The sequence below is a fragment of the Clostridium tertium genome (assembly GCF_017873245.1).
Classification (GTDB): Bacteria; Bacillota; Clostridia; order Clostridiales; family Clostridiaceae; genus Clostridium; species Clostridium tertium.
In genome coordinates, this window is the sequence record NZ_JAGGJY010000027.1 from 1 (window position 1) to 17,258 (window position 17,258).

Here is a 17,258-nt window from a genome sequence, read left to right on the forward strand (position 1 = left end):
TTTTATATGGCTAATATTAATTACTTTAAACATTATACTTTCTGTAGATGAAAAATAACTAAGTATATTATTCTTCAGTAAATTTAAATGTATAATCCATATTATCACCTCTCCTCCTTAATATCTAAATTCTATTTAATAATTTTATATATCCTTAATATACCTTTTTCAAAATAAATCCCTAAAAGTTCTATTTAAACTTCTATTTATTATTTAAAATATAAATAATAATTTTCTCCATCCCAAACTAAAGCTCTCATTAAAATAATAAATCGAATATTATAGTTCTAAATAAAATAGAAAAAGCAGTATATAACTTAACAAAACTATATACTACTTTTTTCATTAACTATTCAATTGTATGTCCTGAATTCTCTATACAAGCTCTTATTCCTTGTTGTGTAGCTGGTTTATTATACATAACTTCGACTGAACCTCTTTCCATATCAACACAAACTTGATTAACACCTTCAACTTTTTCTAATGAATTTTTTAATTGTGTTTTCATATTTTCATTAGCTATTCCACTAATATTACAATGTAATCTTTCCATATTATATCTCCTTTCAAAATTGATACAAATATAGTATGTTCATAATACATTAATATATATTCTATAACTCTTAACAATTAATATTTCACTATAATTTATACTATTGACATCTTATATTATTTCATTCAATATTATTAGAAATTAAGTTTATCTAGATAGTACACTTTTCTACGAAAATTTCATAATACTACTTTTAATATTATTAATTTTTATGTTCTTTACTTTATGCTCCGTATACTATTTAAATCAGAACTACACAACACTTCTAGATTTTCAGATATTTTTTCTTTGGGCCAGTTCCACCACTTTAATTCTAAAAGATATTCTATTAACTCATCATCAAATCTTTTCTTTATAAATTTAGCAGGATTTCCGCCTACAATACTATATGAGTCAACATTTTTTGTAACAACTCAATTAGCAGCTATAATAGCTCCATCACCAATTTTAACACCTGTCATTATTGTTACATTTTGTCCTATCCAGACATCATTCCACACTATAGTATCACCCTTATAAGGTAAATCTTCTATTGCAGGAGTGGATTTTTCCTATCCATTACCCATAATGTTAAATGGATAGGTAGTTACACTATTCATTCTATGATTTGCACCATTCATAATAAATTCTACACCACTTGCAATAGCACAAAATTTTACTATAACTAACTTATCACCAATAAACTCATAATGATGAGTTACATGCTTTTCAAAGTCTTCTCATGAGAAATAATAATAATAATAATAATAATCTCCAACTTCAATATTAGTATTTTTTATAAAGCATACAGTTTTAATATTTGCATTTGGATATATATTATTTGGATTGGGACCTAAATTTTTCAACATAAAAACCCCCTTCTAAATATTCACCTCTTTGATTAATATTACACAAATTGTATAAGATTAATTTCCTAATATAAATATGAATTATTATAAGATTATATTTATTAATTGATACTCAATCCAGTTATTGGTATAATTGTGGATAATTTAAGAAAATAAAATGAAAGGAGTACTTAATAATGAAGGATAAACTACTTTTAGGTGTTGAAAATTTAACACATTTAAATCCCGTTAATAAGCAAGAAGCTTTATTTGGAGTATACAGGGGATATAATATTTCAGTCAACTCAATTAACTATATATATTATATTGATTTCCCTATAAAACTTAATAATGAATTTGAGGTAGATAAAATTAATTCTTTTCTTAATGATTTAACAAAAGAATTTAAAAAACTTAATTATGCATCTTATAAACCTTCCAGTATCCAACTTCAATATAATCCAAACTATAGAAAATATAGAAATCCAGAAATTATATTGTCAATATTAAATAAACTAATAGATTTTTCTATTATGCATAATTTAGTTACCGGCTGTAGCTCTTGTGGAGAAAATACTGAAGTATCTCCATTTTTACTAGGCACTACTGTTATTCCTTGTTGCAAAAACTGCCAATTAGAAATTAAAAATACTATAAGTGAAAATCAAAATAACATTCAAAATACAAATAATAATATAATCGGAGGAGTTGTAGGTGGATTTATAAGAGCTCTACTTGGCTCCATAGTTTGGATCTTAATATACCAAATGAATTATATAGCTGCAATTGCCGGACTAGCTATTGCTATATGTTGCATTAAAGGTTATCAGTTGCTTGGTGGAAAGCTTAATATAACAGGAGTTATTATCACCTCTATAATCACTATTATAATGGTATATTTAGCAAACCATATTTCATTAGCTATAGATATTTATTCAGAATTTAAAGCATATTATGAAATAACATTTTTCGACGCATTAAAATCTGTTCCAGATTTTTTATCAGAACCTTCAATTAAAGTCGAGTTTATGAAAAATTTACTTATTGGTTATCTTTTAACATTTATAGGTTCAGCATCATATATAAAAAAGTCCTATAAAGATGCTAATTTTAAGATAAAAGCTGAAGAAATAGAGTTATAAAAATGCAAAATAAAGTAAGTCAAATTTATTATTTTTCATATAATAATATTGTTATTACTTTTTGGTTAGGTGATTATCATTAAACTCTACGACGGAATAAATATAAATGAATTACAATTACTTGGTAGTGGAACTCAAGGAAAAGTGTACAAAATAGATACAGAAAAGTGCATAAAAATTTTTAAAAAGAAACAATCTTGTAGGAATGAAATCCACACCTTACTTATGGCTCAAACAAATTCACATTTCCCTAAAATATACTCATATGGTGAAAAGCACATCATACGAGAATATATAGATGGAACAGAGTTAAATAAATATTTATTATCTCGTCCTCTTACATCAGATATCTCAAGTAAAATCATAGAGATTTATGAGGCCATGTATTCTATAGGATATACACGATTAGATTCTGCTTTATTCCATATATTTTTAACACCATTAAATGATGTTAAACTTATAGATACCGCAAAAGCAATGAAAAAGAAAACCGTATATCCTAAGTTAATTATTAAGGGATTAAACAATCTTGGCTACAAAGAAGATTTTTTAAATTTCGTTGAAACTGAAAGACCTGAGATTTATTCTAGATGGCTAAAATATTGTAAGTAAATCTAATGCTGTTTTGCATCCAATTATTATATATATTTTTCAGTAGTATATATTAGAGACGAATATATTAAAGTACCTGCAATAACATCTAAAAAAATAAATGAATTTTAAATAGAAATAAAGTAAGGCTGTTGAAACTTAACAGCCTTTTATTATATTTTATATATTTATTATGAATTCTTCATTATTACACTTTCAACTACATTTGCTGCAGTTTCGCAAGCATCACAACATCTTTCAAAATACTTAAAAGTATCTGTCCATGTCATTAATTCAATGGGATCTTTTGAAGTAGTATAAAGATTTCTTATACTCATAATATATAACTTATCTCCTTCTTCTTCTAATCCATTTATATTTACTATTAATTTCTGAATTTCTTGTGATTTTTTATAATTACGGAATTCTTTCATTAAACCTTTTAACTCATTACAATTTTTTATTATTACATTAGAAAAATCTAAAGCTTCTTTTCTCATAGAAGTAATATTAAACATGTATATTCTCGCTAAGATATCTTCTATAGCATCCGTTACATTATCAATTTCATGAGCTAATTCTGCAATATCTCCTCTTTCGATAGGTGTAATAAACTCCTTAAGTAATTTATCCATCATATCGTGTTTTTTTAAGTCTGCTGAATGCTCAATCTTGTGCATCTCTTCTATTTTATTTTCTATTTTATTTACCTCAAAATTTAATAAAGTATCATAAAGTAAATTTGCTGCACTACATGAATAATCTACTAACTCAGATAACATTTCAAAATAATCATTTCCTTTTTTAGTTGCCATTTTTAATCCTACTCCTTTGTAGTTTTATTTTATTAAAAAATCCAAATGAAAAACTTCGCCATTAAAAATCCGATAATACCACAACCTGGGAAAGTAAGAACCCATGTCCAAACCATCTCTTTAACAACACCCCAGTTTACAGAACTTAATCTCTTTGCTGCCCCGACTCCCATTATTGAAGTTGTTTTAGTATGAGTTGTGCTTACAGGAATTCCTGTTACTGAAGAAATAAGAAGGCACCCTGCTGCCGCTACATCTGCTGAAAATCCTTGATATTGCTCCAATTTAACCATATCCATACCAACAGCTTTTATAATTTTATATCCTCCTATAGAAGTACCTAAAGCCATAACTAAAGAACAAACTATCATTAACCATACTGGTATAACAAAGCTTTCAACTCCACCTTGTCCATTTGCTAAGAATATTCCAAGCATAAATACGCCCATAAACTTTTGTCCATCTTGAGCTCCATGCATAAATGCCATTGCAGCTCCTCCACCAATTTGTGAATATTTAAAGAAACCACTTGTTTTTCTACGATCAAACCCTTTAAATATAAATTCTATAATCTTAACTGTTACCCATCCCATTCCAAAACCTAATCCGGTAGAAAGTACTAGTCCATAAATTACTTTTATCCACTCGCCTCCATTAATTCCGCTAAATCCACCCTGAAGAGCAATTGCCGCCCCTGATATGCCAGCAATTAATGCATGGCTTTCGCTTGTAGGAATTCCAAAATACCAAGCAGTAGTTGCCCAAACTACTATAGCAAATAATGAAGCACATAAAGCAACCAATGCATCGCCAGAGTTTCCTCCAAAATCAACCATATTATAAATGGTCATTGCTACATTTGCATTTACCATTGTCATTACAAAAACACCTAGAAAATTAAAGATAGCTGCCATTAATATTGCTGCACGAGGACCTATTGCTCTTGTAGATACACATGTTGCAATAGCATTAGGAGCATCTGTCCATCCATTTACTAAAATTACTCCTAATGTTAAAATTACTGTTATTAATAATGTAGGATTTTCTATTACTTGTCTTATAAATTCAAAGAAAGAAATAGTCATGAAATATCCCCTTTCATTTTTACGTTAATTTTTCATCTATATATGGTATAAAATTCAAATTTTATCTCAGAAATAAATATACATATATAATATTCTTCAGTATTGTAATAATATTATTCATAAAATTTTTACAATGTGATTATATAATATTTAATCTTAAAAATACAAGAGAAATACACAGTTTATGCCCTTAAATCCGTGTTAAATTCTTGTTAAACGGCTCAACTTTGTAACAACAACAGTTTCAGAAGATTAAATTTACAAATGTTAAATTTTTGTTAAACACTAGCATAAATCCAACTTTCTTCATCAATAGTATATGTTTTTTATTATATTTTCATAAGGGATTCTCTTATATTTTTTGTATACACTCCTCCATGGTAACATATGATTTTTTCTATATCATAATCTAATAGTTTTCTTATAGAATTTTTAGCTTTCTCCATATCTAGTATATACTGAGGATTTGCAATTACTAATTCATCATTCTCAATTACTAAAGCATCCCCTGCTATTAATGTTTTACTTTCTTTTAAATATATATATATATATGCCCTGGCATATGTCCTGGAGTCTCAATTATCTCTATTTCTCCACAACAATTTAATTTATCTTTATCCTTAACTATTATATCTACATTAACATTTTCTATAGATTCAAGCATATGTTGAAACTTTCTTGCTTCCTCTTTACCATCTTCAGGAATAGTGTCATATATTAATTCTTCTTGCTTTAACCTTAACGACTTTTTTTCTCCACTTATGTACTTTTCTTCAATATATGATGCTACTATTTCTATAGTAGGATATTTTCTTTTAAAATCTGCTAATGATCCCATATGATCATAGTCATGATGAGTTATAATTATTTTTGTAAGCCTATCCAAGTTAATTTTCTTTTTTCTAGCGCACTCTTCTATTAATGATAGAAAGTTAGGATATCCACAATCAATTAAAATCATATTGTTCTCATCACTTATTATTACGGGAAAAATAGTATTAACCATTCTCCCAAACTCAAAATTAATATCTAATACCGTTACTATATTCATCTTTATTTCTCCTTATAAATACATTTAAAACTTAATTTTATAGATAATATAAATAATATCTTTATTTATATTATTCAAAGAATAACTTATTTTTTATCTAAATCAATACTTTCTATACGATAATATCATTTAACAAATTTGTATAACAAGTTTAAAAATACTTATGAATAAATTTTGATTATACAAAAAATAGTATCCATATAAAAATTATATGGATACTATTTTTTTAATTTATATTATGTCTTTTTGTTGCCTAATTATTCTTCTAATGCTACTTTCGGTAAGATAGTAACATTTAATAAGTTCATTAATAGACATTCCTTTGCTATATTTGTAATAAATCTCTCTATTTCTTTGCTTTAATTCATCCTTTAATCCACTTTGAGATCCCCAAGATTTTCTTTTTTCAAACTTTGCAGGAATATATAGATATCCTCCATCTACATATTCTTGAATTATTTTTATAATCTCCTCTGGTAATACATCCTGTGCTTTTTTTTATACTTCATATTTGTTGCTCCTATCTACTACTTAATTTATAAATAAAAAGCAAAGACTGCACAAAACATTTAAACCTCATCTATATTCCTTATACGGCTCTAAACAAAATTGTAATAATTAATCTTACAGTCCTTGCTTAGAGCCTAATCTAATAACCAATTCTACTCTACTACACATGATAATTCTCCCCTTATTTGATAATATACTATAATTTTAACATAAAAAATAAATTAATATACTTCAATTTTATTTCCATATAGTATTATCTCTATAATAATTTATACCTTGATTTGTAAATCTTTCTCCTTGCTTTTCTAACCTAATTTTATATTCATTCCAATTTCTAAGGTCTTTAGGAGTCCAACCAATTTCAGCATAACCTGGTAATCTTGGATATATCATAAAATCCATTTGTTCTACAGTCGAAATAGTTTCCGTCCACAATGGAGCTTCTACTCCTAGAATCAAATCCTTAGGTGCATATTCTGTTGGATCCCACTTATACGCAACATCTACGGGTATATATCCTGCCCAAGTTAATCCATATGGTGTATTTTCATTATATTTCATATCTAAATAAGCTTTATGTGCAATTGAAATTATCATTTTCATCTTTTTTTCCCTAGCTGCCTCGTTTGAATCCTTCCAATTTTGCAATATTACACTTGAATCTATAGTTGGAGCTGTATCTATTGGATCCCAGCCTATTGGTGTTTTTCCATAACTTTTGACTATTTTAGTTACTCTTCCTACAAAGTAATCATAGTCCTCCTTTTTAGTGTTATCAGCCTCATCTCCTCCTATATGAAAATATATTGAAGGTGATATTGCTGAAACTTCTCTAATTACATCATCAAGAAATACATATGTTTCTTCACTACGAGTCATGAAAGAACTAAATCCTACATTTGTTCCTGTATATAGTGGTCTCCTTTTTCCATCTGGATTTAGAAATCCATAAGATGCCAATGCCGCATTACTATGTCCTGGCATATCAATTTCAGGGACTATTTCTATATATCTATCAGCTGCATATTTAACTATACTTTTGAACTGCTCCTGTGTATAGTATCCTCCTTGTCCCCCACCAACGTCTGTACTTCCTCCTATAAATGTTAAATTTGGATATTTTTTTATCTCTATACGCCACCCTTGGTCATCAGTAAGATGCAAATGTAATTTATTTATTTTATATTGTGCTGCATTATCTATTTGACGTTTAATCTCATCTTCAGTAAAAAAATGCCTTGCAACATCAATCATTAATCCTCTATATTGATATAAAGGTTTATCATTTATAGTTGAAACTGGAATACTCCATTCAACATTATTGACCACAGTGTTTTTTGAAATATCTGGCGGCAATAATTGTCTCACTGTTTGAGTTCCTCTATAAACACCTTCCGGCTTATATCCTATTATCTTAACATTTTCAGAAGTAGTTATCATTTTATAGCCTTCATTTCCTTGGTCTTCTTCCCCCCCAGCAGTGGTTAAATATACACTTGAACTAGGAGGATTTTCACCCTTTATGATATTCAACTCAAATCCTGTTGAAGGTTTTAATTTTTCTTTTAATAATTCTGCAATTTTACTAAGCTCCTCTGTTTCGGCATCATTATTTCCTTTTACATAAATTGAAGAGTCCTTAGTAATTAAAAAGTTTCCAGTTCCTTTTTCATAACTTAATGGCTTTGGAATAATATAATTATTACTACTTTCCGCTATATATACTGATTGTACTTCTTCCTTATTTTTATGAGTAATTATTGAAGAAGATATTAATATAGCTAGTACAATTAAAGAAATAAATTTCCAAAATTTAATAGTCAAATTCTTCATTAGTTTACCTTCCTTATATCAATTTTAAGTATATATTATATATGCATTTAAGATTAAGGTTATATCCCTTTCATTATTATCTTATAACCTAAAATTCAAAGTATATACTAAAATTTAAATAAAATAATCTCAATAAAAATTAATCATTTTTATTAACATTTCCTTCAAATATTTTTTCTTTTTCTTTTGGTAATTTTCTTTTAGTTAAAATATCATAGAATCCAGAAATTATATAGCTAATTGTCATAACAATTATAATTGCCACCATTTCTTCTCCTCCAAAGTATTCTAATGACATTGCTATAGACGTAATAGGGAGAGAAGTTGCACTACAAAATAAACCTATCATCCCTAATGATGTTACAGATTCAAGGGGTAAATTAATAACTTTAGAAAGAAAGCTTCCTAAAGTTGCTCCTACAAAAAATGTTGGATTTCCTCTCCCACCTTGGAAGACTGAACCTAATGCAACAGCTGTAAATACAACCTTCCATATAGAATCCATTATACTTACATGACTTATAAATGATTCATTTATAAAAGACTGACCTAATCCATTATAATTATCTCCAACTATTAAAAATAGAATTATTGTTATAACTCCACCTAAAATAGCTTTTATATATGGATTTTTAGTAAATTTATTATAAATTTTACTGCTATTATCTAGTGCTAAATTAAATATAAATCCACCTATTCCAAATATTATCCCTAGCAATATTAATTTCATAAGAACTATAAAACTTAAATCATCTAAGATTAAATTAGGATACTCTATAGCCTTACTTCCTACTATAATTGCTATTTCATTAGATACTACAGTTGTTAAAAATGCAGGAATTAGCGCTTCATAATGAAACCTGCCTTTTAATATTAGCTCCATTCCTAAGATTGCTCCTGCAAAAGGGACATCATATATTACTCCAAAAGCACTTCCAACTCCACATATTACTAATGTTCTTTGCTCATCATCAGATAACTTAAATTTTCTAGCTATAAAGTCTCCTAAAGTTCCCCCCATTGCCACTGCCGATCCTTCTTTACCTGCAGATCCACCACAAACTGTAGTTAATAAAGATCCTAAAAACACTACAAATGTCATATAAAATGGAAGATCTTTAGCTGCCGATTGAACTTCAGATTTAAGTAAATTCTCACCTGAATACGCATTTCTTTTTGTTTTTAAATACATAAATGTTATTATTAATCCTGCTACAGGAAGAAAATATATTAAGTACTCATGTTCCTTTCTATAGTTATTTGCTGCTGATAAAATCCTATTAAACAAGCCGACTATAATTCCAATAGGAATAGCCATAGTAACACTTAATATAACCCACTTAAATATTTTTCGTATTAATTTATAGTAATCTTGATTTTTCACGGTATTAATTTGTTCACTCATCAATATTCTCCTTGTTATTTTCATAAATCTTGATAAGCTTTATTATTTGATATTATAAAAAAATAATTCCTATATTTTAATTTTAAAAAAGTTCAAGGATATCTTAATTTTATAATATCCTTGAACTCTAAATAATATATTAATATTTAATTATATAACTACTATCAGATGGAATATCCACTTCGCAATTTCTTTGGAAATAGTCTATTATAAGCTCACTCATATCCATATTTATTTCTTTTACCACTTCGGCATTTTCGTAAGCTGGATAAATAGCTGTATTGCTTGCACGATAATTATTTAAAACTATTGTGTAATATTCATTTAAATCTATTTCTTTTCCATCTTTCTTCATTGAAACAACACGATTTCCGAAATCTTTATTTAAATCTATTTCATAAGTTAAACCTGCAAATGTATCATAATTATAGTTTTGTATCTTTGGCACTAAGAATTCATTATTAATTTTAACTTCATTATTTTCTAAAACAAAATATGTAGAACTTTTTTCAATAGCTTCTTTAACTTTGCTGCCTTTAATCTTAAGTACCTTTAATGTGTTTGGATATGGATAATTAATTAGTACATCTCTAATTGAAACATTTTTCTTAAATCCAATGGCAGTATCAAATAACGATAAAGCCGAAAAGTCAGCATTAGAAATATCTAATTGAACTTCATGTAAGAAATTTATAAAAGGATGACCCTTAAGCCTTGCTATAAATATATCATCTAGTATTATATCATTTTTAAAATGACCTATTTCCTTATCTAAATACTCTTGTAACTCTTTATTTAAATTAGTAAATCTCTTCTCTAATTCAATATTTATTTCATCATTTAATTTTGATACATCTACTAATTCATAAGTTGATTCTTTAGTTTCTGTATCTATAACTATCTTAGTAAAATTTTGTCCATTATGCATAGGTTGTGTGCATATAACTCCATTAACTTTTGTTATGAAAGATCTATGTTGATGTCCACTTAAAACTATATCTATTGAATCATAATTTTCTAGTAATTCACTAGCCTGATTTTCTTTGGTTAACTTTTCTGTAGGAGTATTATTACCATCTAAACTTTTTTCAAAACCTCCATGATAACAAACTATTATCATATCTGATTTTTCTTTTAGTTCATTTTCGTATTCTCCATAAACTTTAACTGGATCTAAGAACTCTAAGTTTTTTATATTCTTCTCCTGCTCCCAATTAGGTATGAATGATGTTGTAAATCCTATACATCCTACCTTAAAGCCATTAAAATCAAAAATCTTATAAGGCTTACTATCAAATGCTAAACCTTTAATATTAGAATTTATAATCTTATTTGAAATTGTTTTATAAGCAGTATTTAAATAATCTAATCCATAATTAAATTCATGATTACCTAAAGTATATGCGTCATATCCTATATCTTCTAAAAGCTCTGTAATTGGATTAGTATCTATTTTTTGCTTAGATAAATAATGAGTTAAAGCTGAGCCTTGAATTAAATCACCACAATCTATCTTTAAAGATTCATCATAATTTTTTTCATCCTTTAAGATATAAGTTCCTATTTTTAATATTCCAAGAGACTTTTCAGTTACATAATTAGTTGGATATACAAATCCATGTAAATCACTAGTTTGATAAATAACTAATTTCATAGTACCTCCTTAATGTCCTGTGACACAATGTAAAATGAATAATGTAGAATTTAGAATTAAAGAAAAAACTCCTTACGGAGTTTTATGCATAATATAAAATATTTTCAACTTCTATAAATCTCATATTCTACATTTTAATTTGGAGCTGCCTTTAGACAGCTCCATTTATATAGAAATAATATTATATTACTCCCAAATTGAATTTAAAGTTGTTTTAAATTCTTCTAACTTTTTAGTAACATCTGTTTTAGTATCAGCTAATACTGATTCTAAAACTGTACCTGCTTCACGATATGCAGCATCAGCACCACTCATTACTGGATTTGTATATAAGTTTTTAGTTGCATCTGCTAATATTGGAGCTATTAAGCTTCCAGAATTTTTATATTCTTCTGATTCAATAGCACTTTGTCTTACTGGCATATATCCAGTTTCTGAAGCCCATTGAATTTGTTTTTCTTTGCTAGTTAAGAATTTTAAGAATTCGTATGCAGCAGTCTTTTGTTCTGGTGTTGCACTTGAGAATACATATAAATCAGTACCTTGTTGTAGTGAAGCATTTGTTGGATATGGAGCAGCGCCTACTTCAAATTTGTCACCAACACCTTGTTTAACAAAGTTTTCACCTGCATTTGAACCAACATACATACCTATAGTTTCATTTCCAAATGGTCCTGATAAATATTTATCTGTTCCTGCAATTCTGAAGTAACCCTCTTTTACACCATCTAAGTAGTAATTAACTGCTTTAACTGATGCATCACTTGTAACGTCAAAGTTATTATCAAAAGTTTTACCTTCTGATTTTAAGAATGTAGTATAATAAGTATTTAAAGAATCAAATCCAGCTCCTGGAATACCTTTTTTATCTTTGATTTCTTTTGCAACTTTTACAAGTTCATCATAATTTGTTGGAGGTGTTAAATTTAATTCATCAAATAATGTTTTGTTATACCAAATAACTTCTGTTGATTTATTAAATGGCATTCCATATATCTTTCCATCTATTTTAGCTGCTTCTCTAAGGCTTGGTAATATATCATCATAATTATCAAACTTAAGAGTTTCATTTTCTATGTATGGAGTTAGGTCAGTAACTAATCCATCTTGTATTGGGTTAAACATCCAATCAGGATATGCTTGAGTTATTGTTGGTAAGTCCTTTGGACTTGCAACTGTTGCAGTTATTTTTTGTTGTAAGTCTGGATAACTTGATTGATTTTGTAAAGTAACCTTAATATTAGGATTCTGAGCAGTAAACTCATCTGTTAATTTTTGTAGAGACTTTTCTAAATCTCCGCTCATAGCATGCCAGAATGTTATCTCTACTGGATCTTTTATTTCTGTTACTATGTCTTCATTTCCTGTTCCAGCACCTTTAGTAGAACATCCAGTTAATAATCCTACTGATAGGGCTAATGCTAATAATTTTTTAAACTTCATTTTTTACCCTCCATTGTTGTTAAATTGTTTGCTTTTTCTCTGGTAATAATCTATCTCCAGATTCATTATAAAGTTTTTCAGGACGATATGAATGAATTGGAACTAATAACTTAGGTTTAATTAAGTTAATTATCTTTATTAAATCATAAGGATGAGCATGACCACTACATGAAACTCTTTCAAATTTAATATTCATTTCTTCGAATTTGTTTACAAATGGTGTGTATGCAGGATCAAAATCACCTAATGGTACTGCATTTGAGTGAATATAAATTCCACCTTCTTTTAATTTATCCATATGTTCAATGGCAAGTTTATCTAATTGCCAGAAAAAGCTACCTTCATCATTTAATAAGGCTTCAAAATCAATTTTAAGATTTTCATCTAATCCATAATCTCCATTATCTAATTGATAATAATAAGATTCATATCCTGTTGCTTCCTTTAATACATAAGAATAATATGCATCTAAGACAACTTTTCTTGAATTAGTTTTTATTATATTTAAAATTCTTTCTATATTAGAAATATAATAATTAAATGTTATTTGCTTATTAGGATTATTATTGATAATTTCATTTATCTTTTCTATTAACTCAGGCTCATTTGATATTTCTTTATCGCTAACATCATCATCAAACTCTTGGAAAGAAACACTTACACCTTCTATCAATAAAACATCACAGTTTTCACTTTCCTTACAGAAATTTAAGGTAGCTTCTTTTCTATATCCATGAAGTCTAATATCTCCCGTATAAGATATTACTAAATCAGGAGTTTCAATTAATAATCCACATGCCCCGTAAGCATCATGATCAACTGGCATCACTTTAACTTTTATCTTACCAATTTCAATAACTTCATTTTCTTTAACTCCAACTATATCTCTTGTATTCTTTCCTTTATTCTCATGAAGAGGGAAAAGGAAATCATTATTTATATTTAAAGTATTTAATAGAGACTTAGTACCTTCTAATGTATATAGAGGTATTTCTGGATTTAAATAATTTACTATCTTTGAATGATCTAAATGAACATGTGATAAAAATACCGCTGTATTTTTAAAATTATCCTCTTTTGATTCATAACCTTTAAGTGGAATTTTAGGATCAAACATGTTATTTAAATATGGAACTAAATTCTCATCTAATAATTCTTGTAAATTCGTTGGTTGTACTGGTGATTTTGGATTATATTCGCTTCCAAAATCAAAGAATATATGACTATCTTCATATGTTATTTCTATTATTGTTCCTCCAATAGTTAAAATCCCATTGTGAAACGTAATCTTCGTTTTCTTATCCTTTAACGCCACTCTTAACAACTCCTCTAATAATTTGTTTTCTGAAGACTAAATATAAAATTAAAATTGGAACTATAGCAATTGTTGATGCAGCCATTTGTAAATGAACATTTGAACCGCTTTCAGTAGCAAAGGAACTTAATCCATTACTTAGTAATCTCATTTCTTTACTATTTGTTACTAGTATTGGCCATAAGAAAGAATTCCATCCATTAATAAAGCTTAAAATACCCATTGTAAATAAGGCTGGTTTTGCTAAAGGAATTAAAATTCTATTAACAAATTCCAAGTCACTACATCCATCAACTTTTGCCGCTTTATAGTACGAAATAGGAATACTTGTTAAGTACTCTTTCAAATAAAATATGTAAAACACGCTTGCTAATGATGGAACTATTAATGCTGTATATGTATCTAATAATCCAAGCTGAGCAATTGTTTGATAATTTGTAAAAACTGTAACTTCATATGGTACCATCAGTAATGCTGCCATACCAAGCACTAAAGCATTTTTATATTTAAACTCTAACTTCACTAAAGCAAAGCCTGCTAATATTGAAGTTATTATTGTTCCAATTGTTGATACTCCAGCAACTAAAATCGTATTAAAGAAATATCTAACAAAAGGAGCTTGCTCCATTGCTAAAGCAAAGTTTCCCCATTGAAACTTCTCTGGAAATAGCGTTGGTGGAATACTAGTTGCCTCTTGGTATGTCATTAAACTTGATAAAATCATATATACAAAAGGAAATAATGTAATCAACGCCATAATAACAATAAACGTCTTTGATAGAACTAAATTAACTTTTTTCATCACTTCACCTACTTAGATAATCTTTTTAATATACGATTTTGAATTAATGTAAAAATTAAAATTAAACCAAATAAGATAACTGCTGCTGCCATTCCTTGTCCATAACGGTTTTCAACATAGAACTTATTGAATATATAGAACACGGCTGTAGTAGCACTATCTGCAATACCTGCTTTTCCATTAAATATTGCAAACACTTGAGCATAAACCTTAAATGCACTAATAAAATTAACCATTAATAAAAACGTAATAATTGGTATCATTTGAGGTAACGTTATTCTAAAAAATTGTTCAATCTTTGTTGCTCCAAACATATCTGCAACTTTATAATAACTTTTATCAATATTTCTTAAACCTGAAAGTAATATAATTATATTAAATGCAAGTCCTGACCATATACCAAATATAACTAATGTTATCATGCTCATATTAGGATCATCTAAAAAATTTATTGGTCCAACATTAAAAAGTCCTAATATATAATTTATAAATCCATATTCACCATTTAATAAAAATCTAAAAACTATACCAACCGCTATTACACTTGTTAAATACGGTATAAAGAATATGGTTTCAAAAATATCTTTATGTTTAATTCTTTCATAAATTGTAATTGCAATAAACATTGAAATAATTAATCCTACAGGTACAACTACAAAAGCAAAAATAGCTGTATTTCCTAATGCAGTATGAAACTTTGGATCTTTTAAAACAATCTCATAATTTTTAAATCCATTAAGTGTTAAATTATTTAAAGTTCCCTTTTGAAAAGACATAATAAATGTTTTGATTAATGGTAATACATTAAATATTCCAATTACTATTAAAGCAGGTAAAAGAAATAACCATGCTTGTGGTGAATTTTCTGCTCTATACTTTAACTTTCTCATTAGTATACTCTAACTCCATTCTCTTGGAATATATAGATTCCATTATAGTCGATATCAAGCCCTAATTCGTCGCCTTCAAGTACTCTTTTACTTATATCAGTAATTGATTTTGAGTTTACATCATTCACATTGAAGTTCACTATACAGTCTTTTCCTATTAACTCAACAGATTCAACTTTAACTTTAAATAATGGATTTTCACTCATTTCAAAGTATTCTGGTCTTATTCCAACAAAATACTTATTTCCACTTAAATCTTGCTTAAATCTATCTTTATTTAATAAATTTAAATCAATATTGAAATCCCTTGTCTTTAATATATTTCCTTCTTTTTTAACCTCAAATATATTAATTATAGGATTTCCCATAAACTTAGCTACAAATAAGTTTGCAGGCTCTAAATATAAATTTTGAGGTATATCAAATTGTTGAACTACACCTTCATTCATTAACACTATCCTATCACTTATAGATAATGCCTCTTCTTGATCATGAGTAACAAAAATAGTAGTAATCCCTATTTCTTTTACAAGCCTTCTTATTTCTTCTCTTATTTTAAGTCTTAATCTTGCATCTAAATTACTTAAAGGCTCGTCTAATAATAAGATTTTTGGATTTTGAACTAATGCCCTTGTTATAGCAACTCTTTGTTGTTGTCCACCTGACATTTCTCCTGGCTTCTTATTAGCTAACTCTTCGATACTTGTAATTTTCATATACTTTTTAGCTATTTCAATTGCTTCACTTTTAGGCTTTTTCTTCTTTCCAACTGTAAGAGGGAACATAACATTTTCTAAAACTGTCATGTGAGGATAAAGCGCATAGTTTTGAAATACTAAACCAATATTTCTATCTTTAGGATGTTTTCCAATGATAGATTCATTATCAAATTTGATATCTCCACTAGTAGGATCTAAAAGTCCTGCAAGTAAATTTAATATAGTTGTTTTTCCACAACCACTAGGTCCTAATAGACAAACAAGTTCACCCTCGTTAATCTCAAGATTAATGCTTTTTAAAGCTTCATAACCATTGTTATAAACTTTTCTAAGTTCTTCAATATGTATCATGTTTCACCTCTAGTGTTTATTTTTTATGTTAAATTCTAAATTTAAATACAAATATAATATACTAAATTTATTAATTCCACACAATATTTATTCGCATTTTTAACTTTAAATAAATAAATTTTAACATTTGTTAATATTTTTTTACAATTATTTTAATACAATATTATATATTTCTGAAAAAGTAGTAAATTTATTCATTGTTAACATTTGCATTTAATATACTATAAAATTCATACGAATATTTTCTTAAATCAGTGACTTATTTATTCTAT

The 17,258-nt window shown here is 27.4% G+C and carries 15 protein-coding genes and 1 pseudogene; 2 read left to right on the forward strand and 14 right to left on the reverse strand.

The features are described from left to right. Positions 1–349 precede the first annotated feature (349 nt). On the reverse strand, positions 350–553 hold the full coding sequence (locus J2Z25_RS18080; protein ID WP_209741535.1) for a heavy-metal-associated domain-containing protein: 204 nt from the start codon (positions 551–553) through the stop codon (positions 350–352). Between the two features lie 218 nt (positions 554–771). After that, a pseudogene (locus J2Z25_RS18085) lies at positions 772–1,401 on the reverse strand (Vat family streptogramin A O-acetyltransferase). A gap of 176 nt (positions 1,402–1,577) precedes the next feature. Here J2Z25_RS18085 and J2Z25_RS18090 point away from each other — a divergent pair. Further along, positions 1,578–2,522, forward strand: coding sequence for a hypothetical protein (locus J2Z25_RS18090; RefSeq protein WP_209741536.1), 945 nt, complete (start codon positions 1,578–1,580; stop codon positions 2,520–2,522). 69 nt (positions 2,523–2,591) lie between these two features. Next, entirely contained in the window at positions 2,592–3,134 is a 543-nt protein-coding gene (locus J2Z25_RS18095) for a hypothetical protein (RefSeq protein WP_008677607.1), read from the forward strand. 170 nt (positions 3,135–3,304) lie between these two features. On the opposite strand, the gene J2Z25_RS18100 is transcribed toward J2Z25_RS18095, so the two are convergent. The 12 genes from J2Z25_RS18100 to J2Z25_RS18150 all read right to left on the reverse strand — a co-directional run bounded on the left by J2Z25_RS18100 (position 3,305) and on the right by J2Z25_RS18150 (position 16,986). Next, entirely contained in the window at positions 3,305–3,928 is a 624-nt protein-coding gene (locus J2Z25_RS18100; RefSeq protein WP_209741537.1) for a DUF47 domain-containing protein, read from the reverse strand. A gap of 32 nt (positions 3,929–3,960) precedes the next feature. Next, complete coding sequence (locus tag J2Z25_RS18105) at positions 3,961–5,013, reverse strand: inorganic phosphate transporter (RefSeq protein WP_209741538.1); 1,053 nt, start codon at positions 5,011–5,013, stop codon at positions 3,961–3,963. Between the two features lie 532 nt (positions 5,014–5,545). Then, positions 5,546–6,064, reverse strand: coding sequence for an MBL fold metallo-hydrolase (locus tag J2Z25_RS18110; protein ID WP_245173509.1), 519 nt, complete (start codon positions 6,062–6,064; stop codon positions 5,546–5,548). A 231-nt stretch (positions 6,065–6,295) separates the two neighbouring features. Next, the gene (locus J2Z25_RS18705) at positions 6,296–6,532 is read right to left on the reverse strand and encodes a CD3324 family protein (protein ID WP_425340190.1); all 237 of its coding nucleotides are present in this window, start codon (positions 6,530–6,532) and stop codon (positions 6,296–6,298) included. A gap of 279 nt (positions 6,533–6,811) precedes the next feature. After that, the gene (locus J2Z25_RS18115; protein ID WP_209741539.1) at positions 6,812–8,407 is read right to left on the reverse strand and encodes a beta-N-acetylhexosaminidase; all 1,596 of its coding nucleotides are present in this window, start codon (positions 8,405–8,407) and stop codon (positions 6,812–6,814) included. A gap of 139 nt (positions 8,408–8,546) precedes the next feature. After that, the gene (locus J2Z25_RS18120) at positions 8,547–9,812 is read right to left on the reverse strand and encodes a chloride channel protein (protein ID WP_245173518.1); all 1,266 of its coding nucleotides are present in this window, start codon (positions 9,810–9,812) and stop codon (positions 8,547–8,549) included. A 139-nt stretch (positions 9,813–9,951) separates the two neighbouring features. Continuing rightward, positions 9,952–11,466, reverse strand: coding sequence for a bifunctional metallophosphatase/5'-nucleotidase (locus tag J2Z25_RS18125; RefSeq protein WP_209741540.1), 1,515 nt, complete (start codon positions 11,464–11,466; stop codon positions 9,952–9,954). Positions 11,467–11,652: 186 nt separating this feature from the next. Next, positions 11,653–12,909, reverse strand: a complete 1,257-nt coding sequence (locus J2Z25_RS18130; protein WP_008677592.1) for an ABC transporter substrate-binding protein — start codon at positions 12,907–12,909, stop codon at positions 11,653–11,655. A 19-nt stretch (positions 12,910–12,928) separates the two neighbouring features. Then, positions 12,929–14,224: an MBL fold metallo-hydrolase gene (locus tag J2Z25_RS18135; RefSeq protein ID WP_209741541.1), complete on the reverse strand. Its 1,296-nt coding sequence runs from the start codon at positions 14,222–14,224 to the stop codon at positions 12,929–12,931. After that, positions 14,208–15,026 carry a carbohydrate ABC transporter permease gene (locus J2Z25_RS18140; RefSeq protein ID WP_008677589.1) on the reverse strand — a complete coding sequence of 273 codons (819 nt, stop codon included), beginning with the start codon at positions 15,024–15,026 and terminating at the stop codon, positions 14,208–14,210. The genes J2Z25_RS18135 and J2Z25_RS18140 overlap by 17 nt, the downstream gene beginning before the upstream one ends. Positions 15,027–15,034: 8 nt before the next feature. After that, positions 15,035–15,916, reverse strand: coding sequence for a carbohydrate ABC transporter permease (locus J2Z25_RS18145; protein WP_008677587.1), 882 nt, complete (start codon positions 15,914–15,916; stop codon positions 15,035–15,037). Next, the gene (locus J2Z25_RS18150) at positions 15,916–16,986 is read right to left on the reverse strand and encodes an ABC transporter ATP-binding protein (protein ID WP_209741542.1); all 1,071 of its coding nucleotides are present in this window, start codon (positions 16,984–16,986) and stop codon (positions 15,916–15,918) included. Before J2Z25_RS18150 ends, J2Z25_RS18145 begins: the two co-directional genes overlap by 1 nt. Positions 16,987–17,258: the final 272 nt, after the last annotated feature.